Annotated in this window: 19 protein-coding genes; 13 read left to right on the top strand and 6 right to left on the bottom strand. The window is 42.4% G+C overall.

All coding sequences use genetic code 11. The features are described from left to right. The first annotated feature begins 167 nt into the window (after nucleotides 1–167). From QA442_RS14540 to QA442_RS14525, 4 genes are read left to right on the top strand one after another with little or no spacing between them, the layout of a single operon-like run. Nucleotides 168–2,108, top strand: coding sequence for a hypothetical protein (locus QA442_RS14540; RefSeq protein ID WP_095431386.1), 1,941 nt, complete (start codon nucleotides 168–170; stop codon nucleotides 2,106–2,108). Continuing rightward, nucleotides 2,098–2,367, top strand: coding sequence for a hypothetical protein (locus QA442_RS14535; protein ID WP_040083248.1), 270 nt, complete (start codon nucleotides 2,098–2,100; stop codon nucleotides 2,365–2,367). Before QA442_RS14540 ends, QA442_RS14535 begins: the two co-directional genes overlap by 11 nt. Beyond that, the gene (gene ylaC, locus QA442_RS14530; protein WP_071580734.1) at nucleotides 2,367–2,888 is read left to right on the top strand and encodes an RNA polymerase sigma factor YlaC; all 522 of its coding nucleotides are present in this window, start codon (nucleotides 2,367–2,369) and stop codon (nucleotides 2,886–2,888) included. The genes QA442_RS14535 and ylaC overlap by 1 nt, the downstream gene beginning before the upstream one ends. Then, nucleotides 2,885–3,178: an anti-sigma factor family protein gene (locus tag QA442_RS14525; RefSeq protein WP_069149543.1), complete on the top strand. Its 294-nt coding sequence runs from the start codon at nucleotides 2,885–2,887 to the stop codon at nucleotides 3,176–3,178. Before ylaC ends, QA442_RS14525 begins: the two co-directional genes overlap by 4 nt. A gap of 38 nt (nucleotides 3,179–3,216) precedes the next feature. On the opposite strand, the gene QA442_RS14520 is transcribed toward QA442_RS14525, so the two are convergent. Together QA442_RS14520 and QA442_RS14515 are read right to left on the bottom strand one after the other, a co-directional pair. Further along, nucleotides 3,217–3,828, bottom strand: coding sequence for a hypothetical protein (locus QA442_RS14520; RefSeq protein ID WP_095431385.1), 612 nt, complete (start codon nucleotides 3,826–3,828; stop codon nucleotides 3,217–3,219). A gap of 273 nt (nucleotides 3,829–4,101) precedes the next feature. Then, nucleotides 4,102–4,290 carry a YlaF family protein gene (locus tag QA442_RS14515; protein WP_040083245.1) on the bottom strand — a complete coding sequence of 63 codons (189 nt, stop codon included), beginning with the start codon at nucleotides 4,288–4,290 and terminating at the stop codon, nucleotides 4,102–4,104. Nucleotides 4,291–4,402: 112 nt separating this feature from the next. Between QA442_RS14515 and typA the strand changes: the two genes are divergently transcribed. Together typA and QA442_RS14505 are read left to right on the top strand one after the other, a co-directional pair. After that, nucleotides 4,403–6,241 carry a translational GTPase TypA gene (gene typA, locus QA442_RS14510; RefSeq protein WP_095431384.1) on the top strand — a complete coding sequence of 613 codons (1,839 nt, stop codon included), beginning with the start codon at nucleotides 4,403–4,405 and terminating at the stop codon, nucleotides 6,239–6,241. A 56-nt stretch (nucleotides 6,242–6,297) separates the two neighbouring features. After that, on the top strand, nucleotides 6,298–6,615 hold the full coding sequence (locus QA442_RS14505) for a YlaH-like family protein (RefSeq protein WP_003232274.1): 318 nt from the start codon (nucleotides 6,298–6,300) through the stop codon (nucleotides 6,613–6,615). A gap of 53 nt (nucleotides 6,616–6,668) precedes the next feature. Here the strand turns inward: QA442_RS14505 and QA442_RS14500 are convergent, their stop codons facing one another. Both QA442_RS14500 and QA442_RS14495 read right to left on the bottom strand, forming a co-directional pair. Further along, nucleotides 6,669–6,878, bottom strand: a complete 210-nt coding sequence (locus QA442_RS14500) for a YlaI family protein (RefSeq protein WP_003232271.1) — start codon at nucleotides 6,876–6,878, stop codon at nucleotides 6,669–6,671. Between the two features lie 82 nt (nucleotides 6,879–6,960). Then, the gene (locus tag QA442_RS14495) at nucleotides 6,961–7,590 is read right to left on the bottom strand and encodes a YhcN/YlaJ family sporulation lipoprotein (protein WP_014663849.1); all 630 of its coding nucleotides are present in this window, start codon (nucleotides 7,588–7,590) and stop codon (nucleotides 6,961–6,963) included. Nucleotides 7,591–7,743: 153 nt separating this feature from the next. Here QA442_RS14495 and QA442_RS14490 point away from each other — a divergent pair, with 153 nt between their 5' ends. Then, nucleotides 7,744–9,072: a PhoH family protein gene (locus QA442_RS14490; protein ID WP_014663850.1), complete on the top strand. Its 1,329-nt coding sequence runs from the start codon at nucleotides 7,744–7,746 to the stop codon at nucleotides 9,070–9,072. Nucleotides 9,073–9,074: 2 nt separating this feature from the next. On the opposite strand, the gene QA442_RS14485 is transcribed toward QA442_RS14490, so the two are convergent. Further along, the gene (locus tag QA442_RS14485) at nucleotides 9,075–9,557 is read right to left on the bottom strand and encodes a hypothetical protein (RefSeq protein WP_095431383.1); all 483 of its coding nucleotides are present in this window, start codon (nucleotides 9,555–9,557) and stop codon (nucleotides 9,075–9,077) included. 102 nt (nucleotides 9,558–9,659) lie between these two features. Between QA442_RS14485 and glsA the strand changes: the two genes are divergently transcribed. From glsA to pyc, 4 genes are all read left to right on the top strand, one after another. Further along, complete coding sequence (glsA, locus tag QA442_RS14480) at nucleotides 9,660–10,589, top strand: glutaminase A (protein WP_014663852.1); 930 nt, start codon at nucleotides 9,660–9,662, stop codon at nucleotides 10,587–10,589. 97 nt (nucleotides 10,590–10,686) lie between these two features. Then, nucleotides 10,687–10,968, top strand: a complete 282-nt coding sequence (locus QA442_RS14475) for an Fpa/YlaN family protein (protein ID WP_014663853.1) — start codon at nucleotides 10,687–10,689, stop codon at nucleotides 10,966–10,968. A gap of 200 nt (nucleotides 10,969–11,168) precedes the next feature. Continuing rightward, nucleotides 11,169–12,380: a cell division protein FtsW gene (gene ftsW, locus QA442_RS14470; RefSeq protein WP_014663854.1), complete on the top strand. Its 1,212-nt coding sequence runs from the start codon at nucleotides 11,169–11,171 to the stop codon at nucleotides 12,378–12,380. 74 nt (nucleotides 12,381–12,454) lie between these two features. Next, entirely contained in the window at nucleotides 12,455–15,901 is a 3,447-nt protein-coding gene (gene pyc / locus QA442_RS14465) for a pyruvate carboxylase (RefSeq protein WP_095431382.1), read from the top strand. Nucleotides 15,902–16,225: 324 nt separating this feature from the next. On the opposite strand, the gene ctaA is transcribed toward pyc, so the two are convergent. Then, the gene (gene ctaA, locus QA442_RS14460; protein ID WP_069838814.1) at nucleotides 16,226–17,146 is read right to left on the bottom strand and encodes a heme A synthase CtaA; all 921 of its coding nucleotides are present in this window, start codon (nucleotides 17,144–17,146) and stop codon (nucleotides 16,226–16,228) included. Between the two features lie 354 nt (nucleotides 17,147–17,500). Here ctaA and cyoE point away from each other — a divergent pair, with 354 nt between their 5' ends. Both cyoE and coxB read left to right on the top strand, forming a co-directional pair. Next, a complete protein-coding gene (gene cyoE / locus QA442_RS14455; RefSeq protein ID WP_003232250.1) occupies nucleotides 17,501–18,418 on the top strand; it encodes a heme o synthase in 918 nt (305 codons plus the stop codon). Nucleotides 18,419–18,656: 238 nt separating this feature from the next. Then, nucleotides 18,657–19,727, top strand: a complete 1,071-nt coding sequence (gene coxB / locus QA442_RS14450; RefSeq protein WP_014663859.1) for a cytochrome c oxidase subunit II — start codon at nucleotides 18,657–18,659, stop codon at nucleotides 19,725–19,727.

Raw genomic sequence — 19,727 nt, 5'->3', positions numbered from 1 at the left:
TTGTTTTTGTTGAATAATATCAAGATGAGTCAAGTGTCATGTGATGGTTCATTTAAGAGTTCTGTTTTTTACATATCAAGGGGAAGATGAGATATTTTTGTTTTTTATTGAAACTTTTTGAAAAGTCCGCTGTCTAACCGAATGAGGCCTTAATAAGAAGTAAAGGATTGTTGTTCGTGTTGGAGTTATTCAGTCATTATGTATTGCATTTCGAACGTTATTTTATATTAAGCAGACAAAGCACCTTGCTGATTCAATGGTCAATTGTTGTTCTGGCGGGCTTATATCTATTGGTGCACCATCCCAACATCAACCGGTACCGCACAATGTTTTTAGCGGGTGTTATATTGCGGATTGTGCTGCTGGCAGGGGTGTCTGTTGAACTCATTCACCAGGTGGAATCAACAAATTTCACCAGCGCTTACTTAAGAGAGGACGGAAAAGAACTGCTGCCGCTGCTGCATTTTTTGTTATACGGATATGTGCTGCTAACGGCTTTTCACTATATGCTGATGCCTCGTGATCATGGCGGAAAGGGTAAGTTTTATACGTTCGACCTTGCCGTTGTCAGTTTGCCAATCATACAAATGATTTTTAGTTTCTTTTCGTATTGGAAGGAATACCCGGATGGGATGGAGCCGATTGCATTCGTGTTTCTGTTTTTCATCATCACTCTTCCCATTGTGTTGAATGTAGTGTTTTTCGAGCTGTATTGGAGAACGAATAAGATCTTACTAGGTTTATTTTATACGTTGATTATCGGACTGCTTGTCTTGCTGCTTGCGCCATATCCCAATCAAATCTCAAAAGATTATGGTGCAGTAATGCCATATACGATTTATTTGACAATGGCGGGATTTTTGATGAGCTATCATCTGTTCCAAAAGTCAGGAAAGGTTTATGTGCGTGTAAATAAGTGGCTGCCGATGGCTGTCATGGTGTTTTTTGTCCTTCTCTTAAATCCGATATATAACATAGCAACGGCTGCTTTCTCTGTATCAAAACCGATAAATGTCCATGATTCATTCAATTATGTCGGGGAGCACATTTCATCAGAAAAAGCGGAACAGATACTAAAGTCATTTTTTCCTACGGATGAAACACTTTATTTGCACGATACGAACATGGATGTGCATTATTTCTACTCATTTGAAAGCAAGAGTTATAAAGCTGAGGTAGATGAAGTAGCGCAGCTGATTCGCAATTATGAATACTTGGAAAAAGCGCATGGGAAAAAGCTAACGAATCAGGAGTACAAGCGGAAGTCCATCGCTTTCCTTGAGCGACACGGACGTGTGTTACATAAGGATCATATCGAAACAAACGTATCTAATGAGGACGGCCAGACAGTCGTACGTATATACCTGAAAAACCGACTTCATAAAAAAGATCATGCTGATGATGGCGCGGTATTTTATTGGGAAAAGGAAACCTTAATGGGTTTTAGTGAAGATCCTTCGATTTATCAGCTTGACTCTCTATTGCATGTTCATATAACAGAACAAGACATTCACGACAAAGTGGAACAAATGTTTACAGCGCTGAACATATCAAAACAGCCTTATCAGATCACTGGTATTGAAAGCGACAGCCTGCTCGGAAGCATGGTGCGTGTTGAAACAAAAGATGGAATTATATTGGAATTTGATGGAGAATCCGGTAGTTTACACAGTCTCTCGATTCCAATGAAAAAGGAAATTTCACTGACTAACAGCCGGCTGCAGCTGCAGGTATTAACGGTCTTCGATGCTGATGTATCAAAAATGAAGAAAAAAAGCAGGAAGAGTCACTTGGTAATGTATACTGATTCTTCTAAAACATATGAGTTTTTTGAAGATCAAGGTCAGCTACACGTTTATGTATACAGCGATACATCTGATCAGACATTCCCCTTTACGTATCGTAATGGAACATTGGCTTACGAAAAAGTAGCTTCTGCATATCAGGGTGTCATTTACAAAAAGCGTATGCGTCCGATTATCGTTCAAAGAGGGGATGAACGGCATTATGCATGGCTGATCATTATTCAGCCGTTTGGTTCAAATCGCCATGATGCCTATGTAGTGGATGGAGAAACACAAGAGGTGAAAAGTCTTTATGAATCATAAAGAAAAAGAGTCCGTTTTTTTAGACTTATACGACTTGTATAAAGAAGGAGAGTTAGAGGATGAATCAATGGAATGGATGAAACAGCATGAGTCCCTATTTGAAAAGAATGCGGAGGATTTAAAGAGTAGAACTTGTTTAAAGAGAAGCCCTGGTGCTGAGGAAGAAAGCCAAATGAGATATATGAAAGTATACCTGTCTTCCATGTATATCTGTTTCATTTTATTGGCCATTTGGATGACGGTGTGGTTTTACTTTTAATGAAGCATAGGGATTCCATTGAGGACTTGTATCGGCAGTATTATCAAGAAATTTTAAATTATTTATTCAGAAGGACTCATCACCTTGAAACAGCCAAGGACTTAGCGCAAGACACGTTTGTGAAAGCTCTTAACGGCCTGGCCTCGTTTAGGGGGCATTCTTCCATCAGAACATGGCTCTACACCATTGCCCATCACACCTTTATCAATTGGTACCGCAGGGATGTCAAATACCAATTTACTGATATCAGCAAAAATGAAGGGTTAACGCAAACAACTTATGAGCAGCCTGAACAGTATCTGTCACGGACGGTAAAAAGCGAAACGCTGCGGCAGGAGCTCCTGAAGTTAAAAGATCAGCATCAATCCGTTTTGATTTTAAGAGAATTCCAAGAGCTTACTTATGAAGAAATCGCTGAAATATTAGGATGGAGTCTTTCTAAGGTGAAAACCACATTGCACCGGGCTAGATTAGAGCTGAAGAAAAACATGACGAAAAGGAAAGAGGAGGAGCGGATATGACGTGCTTTCTAGTAAGAGACCTGCTTCCTCTGTATCTTGAGGGTGATTGTAAAAGAGAAACGGAACACATCATAGAAGAGCATTTAAAAATATGCAGCAACTGCAAAGACATGTATGACACGATGGCTGAGCCATTTGAATTGGAAAGTGAGCAGGCTGTTGAGGAGGCTTTTCTGCCGGAAGAAGAAATGCGTTTTAAACAGAGGTACTATGGTTTACTGATCATAAAAGCTGCCTGCTGGTTTGGAGCGGCATTTGCCGTGATGCTGATCATCAAACTGCTGATATAAAGCAAAGCGCTTGTCCGTCTGACAAGCGCTTTTTTAGATTAAGCCTGTGGATGAATCATATCGTAGATAGCGGCAAGCTGTTCTTGTGAAAGGGCACTGAAGAGTTTTTCATAAACGTCAGCTTGCATTGGCGTTGCGCCTGCTTGTACCGCTGCATCTTTATCATAGCTGTATACATCATCTTGCAGCACAATGGCTGCTTGAAGAATGTGAATCTTTAAGGAAACAGCGGAGAAAAATTGTTCAAGTGCAAGTGCTTCTTTTTCTGTGAAGCCAAGTTCAACTGCTTTTTCTGTATCGAATTTATAATCTCCATCCTCGAGATACACACATTGTGAAACAATGCTGAAAAATTCTGATGTCGATTCCCACAATTTTGCGATGACTTGAGCCTCTTCTTTTGTCATTCCTAACTCGACAGCTTTTTCGCTGTCGAAATAATATACACCGTCTTGTTCGTATATACACTGATTTAGAATATCAATAAATGCATTGATATCTTCGTTTGTGACTGTCTGATGCTGAACATAAACATCAGTGTGATCAGCCGGTGTTTTTGCGCTGGCTGCATCAGGGCCGAACGTTAATAGAGCAGCTGAGGTCATTGCGGCAGTCGTTAGCATCGCTTTTTTTATAAATGTGTTCTTCATGTTTCTTCTCTCCCTTTTATGAATTGTGCTACAAATTCCATTATAGGGAGTGATTACCGGTAGAGAAATAGGCGCTATGGTATTTTATGTGTATCGTTGTCGAACTACTTTTTGAAGGCTGCGTGTGTGATCGTTAGAACGATTGTCTATGTATGAAGGATGATTTGCTTCTTCCTGACTAAGAAACAGGGGAGATAAGGCTTAAAGAAATGAAAAAACACCGCTTTCTTTGCGGTGTTTTTTGATTACAATGTCGCCGGCGGGACAATGCTTTTAATCAAGCAAACCCTGTTCGCGCATTTTCTTTTTCAATGTAAATCCGCCGCCCATAACGGCGCAAACAAGTACAATGCTGGCGATAATGCCAATAGCGCTTTTTTCAGCGATAAAGACGCCGATCAGCATAATGCTGAAAACCGCTGCAAATGCAAATAATAGTAAAAGCCAATTCGTTTTTTTCATATTTTCCATCCCCTTTTACGTCTTATATTAAGTTTACTGAAAAACGTGACGCTTTTAAAGAGGATGTGTGGTATAATATGAAAGTTATCTAATTTTTTTAGGAGATGAAAAAGTGAAACTTCGAAATGATCTTCGCAACATCGCGATTATTGCCCACGTTGACCATGGGAAAACGACTTTAGTCGATCAGCTTTTACATCAGGCTGGAACGTTCCGTGCCAACGAACAGGTTGCTGAACGCGCAATGGACTCTAATGATCTTGAACGCGAACGCGGCATTACAATTTTGGCGAAAAATACTGCGATTAACTATAAAGATACACGTATCAATATTTTGGACACCCCTGGACACGCAGACTTTGGGGGAGAAGTAGAACGGATTATGAAAATGGTTGACGGCGTAGTGCTTGTCGTTGACGCATATGAAGGCTGTATGCCTCAAACTCGGTTCGTTCTGAAAAAAGCTCTTGAGCAAAACCTGAACCCGGTTGTTGTTGTAAACAAAATTGACCGTGATTTTGCCCGTCCTGAGGAAGTAATCGATGAAGTTCTTGATCTGTTCATTGAGCTTGATGCCAATGAAGAGCAGCTCGAGTTCCCAGTAGTATATGCTTCCGCGATTAATGGAACAGCGAGTCTTGATCCGAAACAACAGGATGAAAACATGGAAGCTTTATATGAAACAATTATTAAGCATGTTCCGGCACCTGTTGATAATGCAGAGGAGCCGCTTCAATTCCAAGTTGCCCTTCTTGACTACAACGACTATGTAGGCCGTATCGGAATCGGACGCGTATTCCGCGGCACGATGAAAGTCGGACAGCAGGTTTCTCTTATGAAGCTTGACGGAACGGCTAAGTCATTTCGTGTAACAAAGATTTTTGGTTTCCAAGGCTTAAAGCGTGTGGAAATTGAAGAAGCAAAAGCGGGAGACCTCGTTGCGGTATCCGGGATGGAAGATATCAACGTTGGTGAAACGGTATGCCCTGTAGACCATCAAGATCCGCTTCCGGTGCTTCGCATTGATGAGCCGACACTTCAAATGACATTTGTCGTGAATAACAGTCCGTTTGCAGGCCGTGAAGGCAAATATGTAACGGCTCGTAAAATCGAAGAGCGTCTTGAATCACAGCTTCAGACGGATGTGAGCTTGCGTGTAGAGCCAACAGCTTCTCCTGATGCTTGGGTTGTCTCCGGACGCGGTGAGCTGCACTTGTCAATTTTAATTGAAAATATGCGCCGTGAGGGCTATGAGCTTCAAGTGTCAAAACCTGAAGTTATCATCAAAGAAATTGACGGCGTACGCTGTGAGCCTGTTGAGCGTGTGCAAATTGATGTGCCTGAAGAGCATACTGGCTCTGTCATGGAATCAATGGGAGCACGCAAAGGCGAAATGGTGGATATGATCAACAATGGAAACGGCCAAGTCCGTCTCATCTTTACAGTTCCTTCCCGCGGATTGATCGGTTACTCTACTGAGTTCCTTTCATTAACACGCGGATTCGGTATTCTGAACCATACGTTTGACAGCTACCAGCCGATGCAGGCGGGCCAAGTCGGCGGACGCCGTCAAGGTGTGCTTGTGTCAATGGAAAACGGAAAAGCGACATCTTATGGTATTCAAGGAATTGAAGACCGCGGTGTTATCTTCGTCGAGCCGGGAACTGAAGTATACGAAGGAATGATCGTTGGAGAGCATAATCGTGACAATGACCTTGTTGTTAACGTCAGCAAAATGAAACAGCAAACAAACGTCCGCTCTGCGACAAAGGATCAGACAACTACAATTAAAAAAGCGCGCATCATGTCTCTTGAGGAGTCTCTAGAGTACTTAAACGAAGATGAATATTGTGAAGTAACACCTGAATCCATCCGTTTAAGAAAGAAAATCCTCAATAAGAACGAACGTGAAAAAGCGGCTAAAAAGAAAAAAACAGCAGGATTGTCTTAAGCTCGTGCAGAATTTGAAAAGATAGAACCCGTACGTTTACAGGGGAGGGAATCTTTTTGAATGACGTAAGCGAACGCCTGTCGTTCTTCGCCGCTCTATATCAAGTAGACCGGCAGCCTGCGGCAGGCATGTGGCTGCTGTACGGCACGATTTTTGTGTTGGCCGTTATTGTATTTAAGCTTGGATTTGCTAAACGGCTTCCTGTGTTAAAATCAGCGGTGGTGTATGTATTTCTTGCTTTAGGCTGCACTGTTTTGACTTTTTTAGGAGTGTTTTTGCCCGTGGCAGAAGGATTGGTTGTCGCTGCGCTGATTTTAATCATTTACAAAATTCGGCTGTATCAGTCGAAAAAGGGACAGTCTGCAAAATCATAAAAGACTCAGCTTTCAGCTGAGTCTTTTTTTGTTCTGTATGTTAAGCGGCCGCTTTATTTTTTGACTTTTTCTTTTTTCTGCTGTCCCGGGTGAAACGTAAATTTTCCCGTTTTCAGCCGTTCTTCTGTTTTTTTGGCAATCCGATCGTGGCATTCCTGGCACATATATGTATGGATCGGGCGGTTTCGAAGCCGTTTCGCGATCAGGGTATCATCATCAATTGTTTCAATTTTATCGCAAATAGAACATTTGACCCTCATCATATCACCTCTTTCACTAACATGTATTATAGCACGGATCAGAAGCTGTCCAAAATAAGAAAAAGCTAAAGCGCAAGGCTATAGCTTAATCATTGTTGTTCTTTTTCATATGATGATCTGATTGATCGTTTTGTTCCTTCTCCATTTCCTGCTGCTGTTTTCTATTTAATTGATCATTTTGCTGCTTTGTTTGCGGCTCGTCTTCATTGTCAATCACATCGTTAGGCACTTCGGGAAGCACTCTGCCGACAATCGCAGCTAATTCATCCAGTATGCCTGTTACCGGATGGCCCTCACTGATTTCTCTGCTCATTTCACGCAGGCGGCTGACCGTATCGGGATCTGCAATAACAACTGCGTTGGCGCCATATCGATCATTTTTTAGAGCCTGTGCTACAGAGTATTTGATGGTTTCCACTTTGCTTCTGTCCAAAGTGTCATCGACATCAATCCCAACAACAGCATAACCTCCCAGCACAACAGCTGTTGCATCCTTGACGTCGGGGTTTCTATCAGCAACGCTGACCAGATGCTTGGCTATATCCGCTCTAGTTCCATTGTCTTTTGTTTCCTGAGTTGTGTCCTTTACATGAATCGGTTTAGTCTCCTGCTGTCTTGTTGATTCCTTTTCAACATTCTGGTCCTGTTTACCTTGTTGATAGGCACAAGCGGACAGGATAAGCGTCAGCTGTATGATAATGAAAAGAATTCGCACTTGCGGGTCCCTCCTTGAAATGCTTTCATTAATTTTATTGTTGAATTAACCTTCTATCTTTATGCACAAAAACATATATTTTAGCAGGCATTCACCTTTTTCATCAAAAGAGAAGCAGGAAGAACTTTGACCCTTATATCAGGAGGCTGAGACTTGAGTAAAATTTATGTGTTAGATACGAATGTGTTATTACAGGATCCTAACGCGATATTTTCTTTTGAAGAAAACGAGGTTGTCATCCCTGCTGTCGTATTAGAAGAGGTTGATTCAAAAAAACGGTATATGGACGAAGTTGGGAGGAATGCGAGGCATGTATCTAAGCTGATCGATGCGCTAAGGCAAAAAGGCAGGCTGCATGAGCATGTGCCGCTTGACACTGGTGGCACACTGAGAATTGAACTGAATCATCGTTCGTTTCACCAGCTGCAAGAGATCTTTATTGAAAAGACGAACGATAATCGCATATTAGCTGTTGCGAAAAATCTAAGCCTAGAGGAAGAAACAAAGGAAAATGGCAGGCCGGTTATCCTCGTCAGCAAGGATGTACTTGTTAGGGTTAAAGCGGACGCAATTGGACTTCTTGCCGAAGATTTCTTAAATGACAGGGTTGTGGACAATGATGAAATGTACAGCGGCTATAAAGATATATATATCAGCCAGCAGCTGTTCAGCTCTTTTTACGGGAAAAACCAAATTTCTGTAAACGATGTGAAGCAGCATGCGTTTTATCCGAATCAATTTGCTTTAATGAAGGATGAGCTGGGAGGGTCCTCCTCGGCTGTCGGGATTGCAGATAAAACCGGAACGGTATTAAAAAGACTCGTATTTGATGATGAACATATATGGGGGATCAGGCCGAAAAATGTACAGCAGACAATGGCGTTAGAGCTTTTGCTGCGGGAAGATATTCCGCTGGTTACCCTGATCGGAAAAGCGGGGACCGGAAAGACGCTCTTAGCCTTGGCGGCAGGGCTATTACAGACAGAAGACTTGGGGATATATAAAAAGCTGGTCGTCGCAAGGCCAATTGTACCTGTTGGCAAAGACATCGGGTATTTGCCAGGCGAAAAAGAGGAAAAGCTAAAGCCTTGGATGCAGCCAATTTTTGACAACTTGGAGTTTCTGTTCAATGCGAAAAAACCAGGGGAGCTTGAGGCTATTTTGGCGGGAATTGGCTCAATTCAGGTAGAGGCGCTGACTTATATCAGAGGGAGAAGCATTCCAGATCAATTTATTATCATTGATGAAGCGCAAAATTTGACCAGGCATGAGGTAAAAACATTGCTAACGAGGGTCGGTGAGGGCAGTAAAATAGTCTTAATGGGCGATCCTGAACAAATTGATCACCCATATTTAGACAGTCTGAACAATGGTTTGGCCTATGTGGTCGAGCGGTTTAAAGGACAACCCATCTCAGGCAGCGTGAAGCTGTTAAAAGGTGAGAGATCAGGTCTCGCCCAGCTTGCCGCTGACTTGCTGTAACATTAAATGATTTCGATTTCTTTTAAATCGGTAATCGGCTGTTTATGATGAACCGGATCTTCAAAGTAAATATGCACGGGGCCGCCTTCTTGAATCGGCTTACCTGCCTCACTGAAATGGACAATACTGTTCAAAGCGGTTTCCAGAGAAACGGCGGCCTTTCCTGAACTTGTGACAAATACACATTGTGTCGCAGAGCTGTTCGGCTCGGCATTTTTCAGCACAGTCCCAAGTCTCATTGCAAAACTGCCGTTCATCAGTTTTTGCTTCTCGTATTGTTTTTCTGTCTTTAAAGTCGGCGGCGCAATCCGGCCCTCTCTGATGACGCGCTCTGAATCAAGCTCGGATTCATCCCCGGTAGATTGTAATGTGTCTTGACTGCCCCCTTTGCGGTCAAACGAAAATTTGCGATCATCAAAAATCCAGACGCTTGGATCAATGGTAATCGGATATGTAACATTGCCTTTTACTTGGATAACGCTCATAATATGACCCCCTTCTCTCAAAATTATAAAAGTTTTCGCATGAATTGTCACTTTGTGTACAAATTATGTATATTGAAATGCTGAGGGAACGAGGGTGTTTGCATGGTATGCCGGCATAATGATGAGCTTGAAGCCTTAGTGAAAAAGGCGAAAAAAGTAACGGACAAGGGGGAGGTAGCCAGTTATATTCCTGCCTTGGCAAAAGCTGATAAACACGATCTGTCAGTGGCGATTTATTATTCCAATAATGTTTGCCTGTCAGCAGGTGACGTAGAAAAAACATTTACGCTTCAAAGTATATCGAAAGTCCTTGCACTTGCTTTGGTGTTAATGGAATACGGCAAAGATAAGGTCTTCAGTTATGTTGGACAGGAGCCGACCGGTGATCCGTTTAATTCAATTATCAAGCTGGAAACAGTAAATCCGAGCAAGCCGTTAAACCCTATGATTAATGCCGGGGCATTGGTAGTGACAAGTTTGATTAGAGGAAGAACGGTGAAAGAGAGACTTGATTATTTGCTATCTTTTATTAGAAGGCTGACAAACAACCAAGAGATTACATACTGCCGGGAAGTGGCTGAATCCGAATACAGCACTTCAATGATTAATCGGGCAATGTGTTATTATATGAAGCAGTACGGCATTTTTGAGGATGATGTAGAAGCAGTAATGGATTTATACACGAAGCAATGCGCGATTGAGATGAGCAGCTTGGATTTAGCGAAAATCGGATCTGTATTTGCATTGAATGGCAGAAATCCTGAGACTGGGGAGCAGGTCATCTCAAAAGATGTCGCAAGAATTTGCAAAACATTTATGGTGACGTGCGGAATGTACAATGCAAGCGGGGAATTCGCAATTAAGGTCGGAATCCCTGCGAAAAGCGGCGTATCCGGCGGGATTATGGGCATTTCACCTTATGATTTCGGGATCGGTATTTTCGGTCCGGCATTGGACGAAAAAGGCAACAGCATTGCAGGTGTAAAGCTTTTGGAAATCATGTCTGAGATGTACAGGCTGAGTATTTTTTAATTTATGTCATCTGCTTAAATCCTCTTGCATTTTCTGCTGATACCCTTTATGATAAATAGAAGAATTAGGTACTCGCCTGGGGAACGGAGGGATACTTTTGGCTTCAGAGATGATAGTTGACCATCGGCAAAAAGCTTTTGAACTCTTAAAAGTTGACGCTGAGAAGATTTTGAAGCTGATCCGAGTACAAATGGATAACTTAACGATGCCTCAATGTCCTCTATATGAAGAGGTCTTAGATACTCAAATGTTCGGGCTTTCGAGGGAAATCGATTTTGCTGTCCGCCTGGGATTGGTTGATGAAAAAGACGGTAAAGACCTTTTATACACATTGGAACGTGAATTGTCTGCATTGCATGACGCGTTTACAAGTAAATAAATGATAAAACTCAAACTTATTAACAGTTTGGGTTTTTTTATAACCGCTATTTTTCTCTCTTAAAGACGGTCTTTTTTTACACATTCCTTCCGAATCGTATAGAGATTCTTCGTCTCGTTTGATAAATTGTAGTAAAATAAAAAAGATAAATACATAAAAACCATAGTTAATGGATAGTTAGAAGCAGGGAAGAGGATGTTATGTTAAAAAAAATGCTAAAATCTTATGATTACTCACTGATATTCGCAATTGTTTTACTGTGCGGATTCGGTTTAGTGATGGTATACAGCTCAAGCATGATTACGGCTGTCTCCCGGTATGGAGTAAGCAGTAATTTTTTCTTCATGCGGCAGCTGTTTGCTTTAATTGCGGGTGGCGCTCTATTTATTCTCATGGCGTTGTTTCCTTATAAAGCACTGGCCCATCAAAAGTTTCAGAAGGGGATACTGCTTGTATCTGTTCTTGCGCTTATCTCACTGTTTGTTTTCGGGCATGTTGCCGGAAACGCGCAGAGCTGGTTTAAAATTGGCGGAATGAGTATCCAGCCGGGGGAATTTGTGAAACTGGTCGTGATTTTATATCTTGCAGCCGTATATGCAAAAAAACAAAGTTATATCGACCATCTGTTAACGGGAGTAGCCCCTCCGGTAGTCATGACGCTTGTGATTTGCGGGTTAATTGCCATGCAGCCAGATTTCGGTACAGCCATGATTATCGGGCTGATTGCGACGTGCATGATCTTGTGCTCCGGCTTCAGCGGAAAGACACTGATGAGGCTTGTCATACTGGGCGGAATTGTTTTGATTTTAGTCAGCCCGATTATCTATTTGAATCAGGATAAAATTTTAACTGAAGGCCGTTTAGCGCGTTTTGAGAGTCTTGAAGACCCATTTAAGTATGCAAATTCATCAGGTTTGCAAGTGATCAATTCTTATTATGCGATCGGCTCAGGCGGCATTTTCGGTCTGGGGCTCGGTGAAAGTATCCAAAAATACGGATATCTGCCTGAATCACACACTGACTTTATTATGGCTGTCATTGCTGAAGAGCTCGGCATTTTTGGGGTATTGTTTGTGATTTTCTTATTGGGTTTTGTCGTCATAAAAGGTTTTTATATTGCCAGAAAATGCGAGGACCCGTTTGGAAGTCTTCTAGCGATCGGCATTTCAAGCATGATTGCCATCCAGTCGTTTATTAACCTTGGCGGTGTCAGCGGATTAATTCCGATTACAGGGGTTACCCTGCCATTTATCAGTTACGGGGGCTCTTCTTTGGTGCTGCTGCTGGGGAGTATGGGGATATTAGCGAATATCAGCATGTTTGTAAAATATTCAGAGAATAAGAAAAAGAGAGAACCCTTGGCGACGAAGGGACTGAAAAAGAAACAGCTTAAAAAAACTGTTTATCAGTAAAAAACAAGTGTGTACAGGGGAAGGATATTCCGCTATGATAGATTATATTCCATTCGGGTAAGGGGGAAAAAAGTTTGTCTCAGCAATCGATACAAAAAGTATTAGTAGCAAACAGGGGAGAAATTGCAATCCGAATATTCCGGGCGTGTACCGAGTTGAATATTCGTACAGTTGCGGTCTATTCAAAAGAAGATTCCGGTTCCTACCATCGGTACAAAGCGGATGAAGCATACTTAGTCGGTGAAGGGAAAAAACCGATTGATGCTTACCTGGATATTGAAGGGATCATTGATATTGCGAAAAGAAACAAAGTCGATGCAATTCATCCGGGATACGGTTTCTTATCTGAAAATATTCATTTTGCGAGACGATGTGAAGAAGAAGGCATCGTATTCATTGGTCCAAAATCCGAGCATCTCGATATGTTTGGTGACAAGGTAAAAGCGCGTGAGCAGGCAGAAAAAGCCGGAATCCCCGTGATTCCCGGAAGCGACGGTCCTGCAGAAACGCTTGAAGCTGTTGAACAATTTGGACAAGCTAACGGTTATCCGATTATCATTAAAGCCTCGCTTGGCGGCGGCGGCCGCGGTATGCGGATTGTCAGAGCTGAAAGTGAAGTCAAAGAAGCATATGAACGTGCAAAATCAGAGGCGAAAGCAGCCTTTGGCAATGATGAAGTTTATGTAGAAAAATTAATTGAAAATCCAAAACATATTGAAGTTCAGGTGATTGGAGACAAGCAGGGCAATGTCGTCCATCTTTTTGAAAGGGATTGTTCCGTTCAACGACGCCACCAAAAGGTCATTGAAGTGGCGCCAAGTGTATCGCTGTCACCTGAATTAAGGGATCAAATTTGTGAGGCGGCTGTTGCGCTTGCGAAAAATGTAAACTATATAAATGCGGGTACGGTCGAATTCCTTGTTGCAAACAACGAGTTCTACTTTATTGAAGTAAATCCTCGCGTACAAGTTGAACACACGATAACAGAAATGATTACGGGTGTCGATATTGTTCAAACACAGATCCTTGTTGCCCAAGGGCACAGTCTTCACAGCAAAAAAGTAAATATTCCTGAGCAAAAGGACATTTTTACAATCGGCTATGCCATTCAGTCACGGGTTACGACTGAGGATCCGCAAAATGATTTCATGCCTGATACAGGAAAAATCATGGCTTACCGTTCAGGCGGCGGTTTTGGTGTCCGTCTTGATACCGGAAACAGCTTCCAAGGCGCCGTGATCACACCATACTATGATTCACTGCTCGTTAAGCTTTCAACTTGGGCTTTAACGTTTGAACAGGCGGCTGCCAAAATGGTACGAAACCTTCAGGAGTTTAGAATCAGAGGCATAAAAACGAACATTCCGTTCCTTGAGAACGTTGCAAAACATGAGAAGTTCCTGACAGGGCAATATGATACGTCTTTCATTGACACAACGCCTGAATTATTTATTTTTCCTAAACAAAAAGACCGCGGAACGAAAATGCTCACTTACATCGGCAATGTGACAGTGAACGGCTTCCCCGGAATCGGGAAAAAAGAAAAACCGGCGTTTGACAAGCCGTTAACCGTAAAGGTAGACGCTGATCAGCAGCCCGCCAGAGGAACAAAGCAAATTCTCGATGAAAAAGGTGCAGAAGGGCTTGCAAATTGGGTTAAGGAGCAGAAATCTGTCCTTTTAACAGATACGACATTCAGGGATGCCCACCAATCGTTATTGGCAACTAGAATCAGATCGCATGATTTGAAAAAAATCGCAAATCCAACGGCTGCATTATGGCCTGAACTGTTCAGTATGGAAATGTGGGGAGGCGCGACCTTCGATGTAGCCTACCGATTCCTAAAAGAGGATCCGTGGAAACGTTTGGAAGACCTTCGTGAAGAAGTGCCGAATACCTTATTCCAGATGCTGCTTCGCTCATCAAATGCAGTCGGCTATACGAATTATCCGGACAATGTGATTAAACAATTTGTGAAGCAATCAGCTCAATCGGGCATTGATGTGTTCCGTATTTTCGACAGCTTAAACTGGGTAAAAGGAATGACGTTAGCCATTGATGCCGTTCGGGATACCGGCAAAGTGGCAGAAGCGGCGATTTGTTATACGGGAGATATCCTTGACAAGAACCGGACGAAGTACGATCTTGCTTATTATACATCGATGGCGAAGGAGCTTGAGGCGGCCGGTGCCCATATTCTCGGGATTAAAGATATGGCAGGGCTGTTAAAACCGCAGGCTGCATATGAACTCGTTTCTGCGTTGAAAGAAACGATCGACATTCCGGTTCACCTTCATACACATGATACGAGCGGAAACGGTATTTATATGTATGCAAAAGCTGTGGAAGCCGGTGTTGATATCATAGATGTGGCGGTCAGCTCAATGGCGGGATTAACGTCACAGCCTAGCGCGAGCGGATTTTATCATGCGATGGAAGGCAACAACCGCCGTCCGGAAATGAATGTCCAAAACGTTGAATTGCTGTCCCAATATTGGGAGTCAGTGCGTAAATATTATAGTGAATTTGAAAGCGGAATGAAGTCTCCGCATACTGAAATTTATGAGCATGAGATGCCAGGGGGCCAATACAGCAACCTGCAGCAGCAGGCCAAGGGAGTAGGCCTTGGCGACCGCTGGAATGAAGTCAAGGAAATGTACAGACGCGTGAACGATATGTTCGGTGACATCGTCAAGGTAACGCCTTCTTCAAAAGTAGTCGGAGATATGGCACTCTATATGGTGCAAAACAACCTGACTGAAAAAGACATTTACGAAAAAGGCGAATCATTAGATTTCCCTGATTCTGTTGTGGAGCTTTTCAAAGGGAATATCGGGCAGCCTCATGGCGGATTCCCGGAAAAACTGCAAAAGCTGATCTTAAAAGGGCAGGAGCCGATTACAGTCAGACCGGGCGAACTGCTTGAGCCGGTATCATTTGAAGCGATCAAACAGGAATTTAAAGAGCAGCATAACTTGGAAATTTCAGATCAGGACGCTGTGGCGTATGCCCTTTATCCTAAAGTTTTCACTGATTATGTGAAAACGACAGAAAGCTACGGAGACATCTCGGTATTAGATACACCGACATTCTTCTACGGCATGACATTAGGTGAAGAGATAGAAGTTGAAATTGAGCGCGGCAAAACGCTGATCGTTAAGCTGATTTCAATCGGTGAGCCTCAGCCTGACGCCACTCGCGTCGTTTATTTCGAACTGAACGGGCAGCCGCGTGAAGTAGTCATTAAAGATGAAAGCATTAAGTCTTCCGTTCAGGAAAGGCTGAAAGCAGACCGGACAAATCCAAGCCACATCGCAGCTTCCATGCCTGGAACCGTTATTAAGGTATTGACTGAAGTAGGTACAAAAGTCAATAAAGGTGATCATTTGATGATTAATGAAGCGATGAAAATGGAAACAACGGTTCAAGCCCCTTTCTCAGGAACAGTCAAGCAGGTTCATGTGAAAAATGGCGAGCCGATTCAAACGGGAGATCTGCTCCTCGAAATTGAAAAAGCATAAAAAACAAGAGTGTATATCATTTGATATACACTCTTGTTTTTTATGGAAAATGCGGAGTGAAACTGTTTAGAAGAGATGTAAGCGGCCTTCAAAGATTATACAGTAGTGCTGTCACAAGCCATTTCCTTTTCAAAATCAAACAGGCTTTTATATCGGCGATCTTTTAGATACTTTATTACTCTAGGCTCTATCTGATTATCCATGGTCAAAAGGGTTTATTTTCATGAAGTGATACTAATACAAAGGCTGGCCATTGAAACAATAAAGCGCCAAAACAAGACATAAAAAAAGACCAAAGCCGCTTAAGGCTTTGGTCTAGAGTCTTTATGACTGTCTGGATTCGTAACGGAAGCGAGCAATCAATAATAAGAAGTAGCATAAAACGCCAAACAGACAGGCAATAAAGAACGAGTGGGCAAGTGCAAAGCCCAGTGCCAGTTCAGTGTATACGATCATAATACCTGACAGTGCTTGTAATGTGATGAACATAAGACACGAGATCCATCCCCAAAAAATCTGTTTTTGATCTTTATAGGAAGTGATAGCATGAACAGCGGCAACAATAATCCATACAAATAATAGTAAGGCTGCTGCTCTGTGGCCCATTTGCACCCATTCATGGAATTGGGTCGGAAGTCCATTGTTCAGCGGGCTGCACAGCGGCACATCAGGACATGCCAGACTTGATTCGGTGTGTCTTACATATGCGCCTGTATACACAACGATATAGGAATATATTAAAATTCCTATCATGTGAAATTGCATCTTTTTGCCGATTTGAAGCGGCTTAACCAGTTTTCTGACTGATTTATCAGCTTCAAATATGAGTAATGTCAAAATAAGCACTGAAGCAAAAGAAATTAATGAGATGCCGAAGTGAAGCGCCATTATCAGCGCGTTCGAACCGAATACGACAGCCAATGCGCCAAGCAATGCCTGTAGAAATAAAAAGATAATAGACATGATCGCGAGAAACGTTGTTTCACGGAAAATCGGCGTGATTTTTCTCCATGACCAAAACGCAAGGCTTAACACAAGGATAATAGAGATCCCGCTTGCAAATCTGTGGCTCCATTCAATAATTGAGGCCGGATTCAGTTCAGGGAAAAAACGGCCGTGACACAGCGGCCACTGTCTGCCGCATCCTTGGCCGGAACCTGTTTTTGTAACGAGAGCACCCCCGATTAAAACAATAAGCATGACAAATGTCGTCAAGACACCGAGAGCTTTTAATGCTTTATTCATACAATATTCACCTTCTCAACATACTGCTGCAATTTTATATACGTTCCAAGTGTAAGCGAATATGTGTTTTGTGGCAATTCCCAGAGGCTTTTGTTCACAAAAATATAATAGAATGACGGCTTCTGGAAAATGTACACTTGATTATTCGTGCCGGGTCTGATAGAAATAAGGTAAACGCAATGCCAATTTGGCGATTGCCTGCATCTTTGGTAAAATTCATAAAAAGTTCACAAATAAATTCCTGTTTGTCGTTTAATATTTAATAGGATGTTTTTTTACAAGATGTTATCTTGTATGATAGAGTTGCAGGTTTTTTTATTCTCCTGCGTTAGGTTTGTAAGGGAGGTTTACGTTATGGCTAACTCCAGAATCTTAAATGATACAGCTATAGACGGACAAATTGAAGAAACAACGGCATGGAAAGATTTTCTGTCCCTTATTAAGATAGGGATCGTCAATTCTAACCTCATCACGACTTTCACTGGAATGTGGCTTGCACTACATATTTCCGGTTTAAGTTTTTTAGGCAATATAAACACCGTTCTTCTTACACTAATCGGTTCATCTCTGATTATTGCGGGCTCATGCGCAATCAATAACTGGTATGACCGGGATATTGACCATCTTATGGAGCGCACGAAAGTAAGACCTACGGTTACGGGTAAAATTCAGCCGAGTCAGGCGTTATGGTCAGGAATTTTGCTGGTTGCTTTAGGATTGATTATGCTGCTGATGACAACTGTCATGGCTGCTGTCATCGGTTTTATCGGAGTCTTTACGTATGTTGTATTGTACACAATGTGGACGAAACGCCGCTATACGATTAACACTGTAGTGGGAAGCGTTTCAGGTGCAGTGCCGCCGCTTATTGGATGGACGGCAGTGGAAGGGAATATCGGTGTCGTAGCATGGGTGTTATTCATGATTTTATTTATTTGGCAGATTCCTCACTTCTTAGCATTGGCTATTAAGAAAACTGAGGATTACAGAGCTGCAAATATTCCGATGCTTCCTGTCGTATACGGATTTGAAGTGACAAAAAGACAAATTATTGTGTGGGTTGCGTGCCTGATGCCGCTTCCGTTTTTCCTTGGTAGCCTAGGGCTTCCAATTGTCATCCTCGGTTTGCTGTTAAATATCGGCTGGCTGATTCTTGGCTTAATGGGATTCCGCTCCAAGAATATCATGAAGTGGGCAACGCAGATGTTCGTATACTCACTTAACTACATGACTATCTATTTCGTTGCCATGGTTGTCTTAACTCTTTTCTAAAAAATAGATATGCTGCTTGTTTTATCGCTTCAAAATAAACGATGACAACTAGTAAATGCCGCCTTGACCTCTTGTTTAATCAGGCGGCTTTACTTTTATACATAGATGGCATTTTGAGTAAAAAAACTCATAATTTAAGAGAAGAGGAAATGTAAGTGCTTTATTGGTGATAGGCTGGAGGCGATGGTTTTCGATCTGCTTTCCGCCTTTGTATTGACCAGAAAAGGGGTTGGGTGAAATGGTAAAGCATTGGCGTCTTATTTTATTATTAGCCTTAGTGCCGCTTCTATTAAGCGGATGTGGAAAACCTTTTTTATCCACGCTCAAGCCTGCTGGCGAGGTGGCTGATAAACAGTATGACCTGACAGTGCTCAGCACATTGATTATGGTGGTTGTTGTTGCAGTAGTATCTGTTATCTTCTTTTATGTGATTGTGAGATTTAGAAGATCACGGGTTGGTGAGAACACGATACCGAAACAGGTAGAGGGGAATAAATTTTTAGAAATCACATGGACCGTGATCCCGATTTTGCTGCTCATTATTCTTGTGATCCCTGTTGTATTATATACGCTGGAGCTAGCAGACACATCACCAATGGATAAGAAAGGCCGCAAAGCTGAGGATGCTCTTGTAGTCAATGTCCGGGCAAATTTATACTGGTGGGAGTTTGAATACCCTGATTACGGCATCATCACAAGCCAGGAGCTGATTGTGCCGACAGACCAGCGTGTATATTTTAATTTAAAAGCTTCTGATGTGAAACATTCCTTCTGGATTCCTTCAGTTGGAGGAAAACTTGATACGAATACGGATAATGAAAATAAGTTCTTCCTGACATTTGATTCAAAACGAAGCAAAGAGGCAGGAGATATGTTTTTTGGAAAGTGTGCAGAGCTTTGCGGCCCTTCACATGCGCTGATGGATTTTAAAGTGAAGACAATGTCTGCAAAGGAATTTCAGGGCTGGACAAAAGAAATGAAAAACTATAAATCTACAGCAGAGAGCGATTTGGCTAAGCAGGGTGAAGAACTGTTTAAAGAGAAAAACTGCCTGAGCTGCCATGCGGTAGAGCCGAATGATAAGCGTGCAGAAGCCGCTAGAACGGCACCAAACTTGGCGACCTTCGGTGAAAGGACAAAAGTGGCAGGGGTGAAAGAGGCTAACAAAGAAAATGTGAAGGCCTGGCTGAAGGATCCTGACAGCATAAAGCCGGGGAACAAAATGACAGGAACATATCCAAAGCTCTCAGACAGTGAAACAGATGCGCTTTATGAATACTTAAAAGGCTTAAAAGCGGAAAGCAAGTAG

It is taken from the genome of Bacillus stercoris (assembly GCF_029772985.1).
In the GTDB taxonomy this organism is placed as follows: Bacteria; Bacillota; Bacilli; order Bacillales; family Bacillaceae; genus Bacillus; species Bacillus stercoris.
This window is presented reverse-complemented; position numbering and strand designations above follow the sequence as displayed.

Coding starts and splice junctions, on each gene's coding strand:
- cyoE (WP_003232250.1), top strand. CDS start 17,501: ATGGCTAACTCCAGAATCTTAAATGATACAGCTATAGACGGACAAATT.
- ftsW (WP_014663854.1), top strand. CDS start 11,169: ATGTTAAAAAAAATGCTAAAATCTTATGATTACTCACTGATATTCGCA.
- ylaC (WP_071580734.1), top strand. CDS start 2,367: ATGAAGCATAGGGATTCCATTGAGGACTTGTATCGGCAGTATTATCAA.
- coxB (WP_014663859.1), top strand. CDS start 18,657: ATGGTAAAGCATTGGCGTCTTATTTTATTATTAGCCTTAGTGCCGCTT.
- QA442_RS14485 (WP_095431383.1), bottom strand. CDS start 9,557: ATGAGCGTTATCCAAGTAAAAGGCAATGTTACATATCCGATTACCATT.
- QA442_RS14525 (WP_069149543.1), top strand. CDS start 2,885: ATGACGTGCTTTCTAGTAAGAGACCTGCTTCCTCTGTATCTTGAGGGT.
- QA442_RS14500 (WP_003232271.1), bottom strand. CDS start 6,878: ATGATGAGGGTCAAATGTTCTATTTGCGATAAAATTGAAACAATTGAT.
- QA442_RS14515 (WP_040083245.1), bottom strand. CDS start 4,290: ATGAAAAAAACGAATTGGCTTTTACTATTATTTGCATTTGCAGCGGTT.
- QA442_RS14535 (WP_040083248.1), top strand. CDS start 2,098: ATGAATCATAAAGAAAAAGAGTCCGTTTTTTTAGACTTATACGACTTG.
- ctaA (WP_069838814.1), bottom strand. CDS start 17,146: ATGAATAAAGCATTAAAAGCTCTCGGTGTCTTGACGACATTTGTCATG.
- QA442_RS14520 (WP_095431385.1), bottom strand. CDS start 3,828: ATGAAGAACACATTTATAAAAAAAGCGATGCTAACGACTGCCGCAATG.
- glsA (WP_014663852.1), top strand. CDS start 9,660: ATGGTATGCCGGCATAATGATGAGCTTGAAGCCTTAGTGAAAAAGGCG.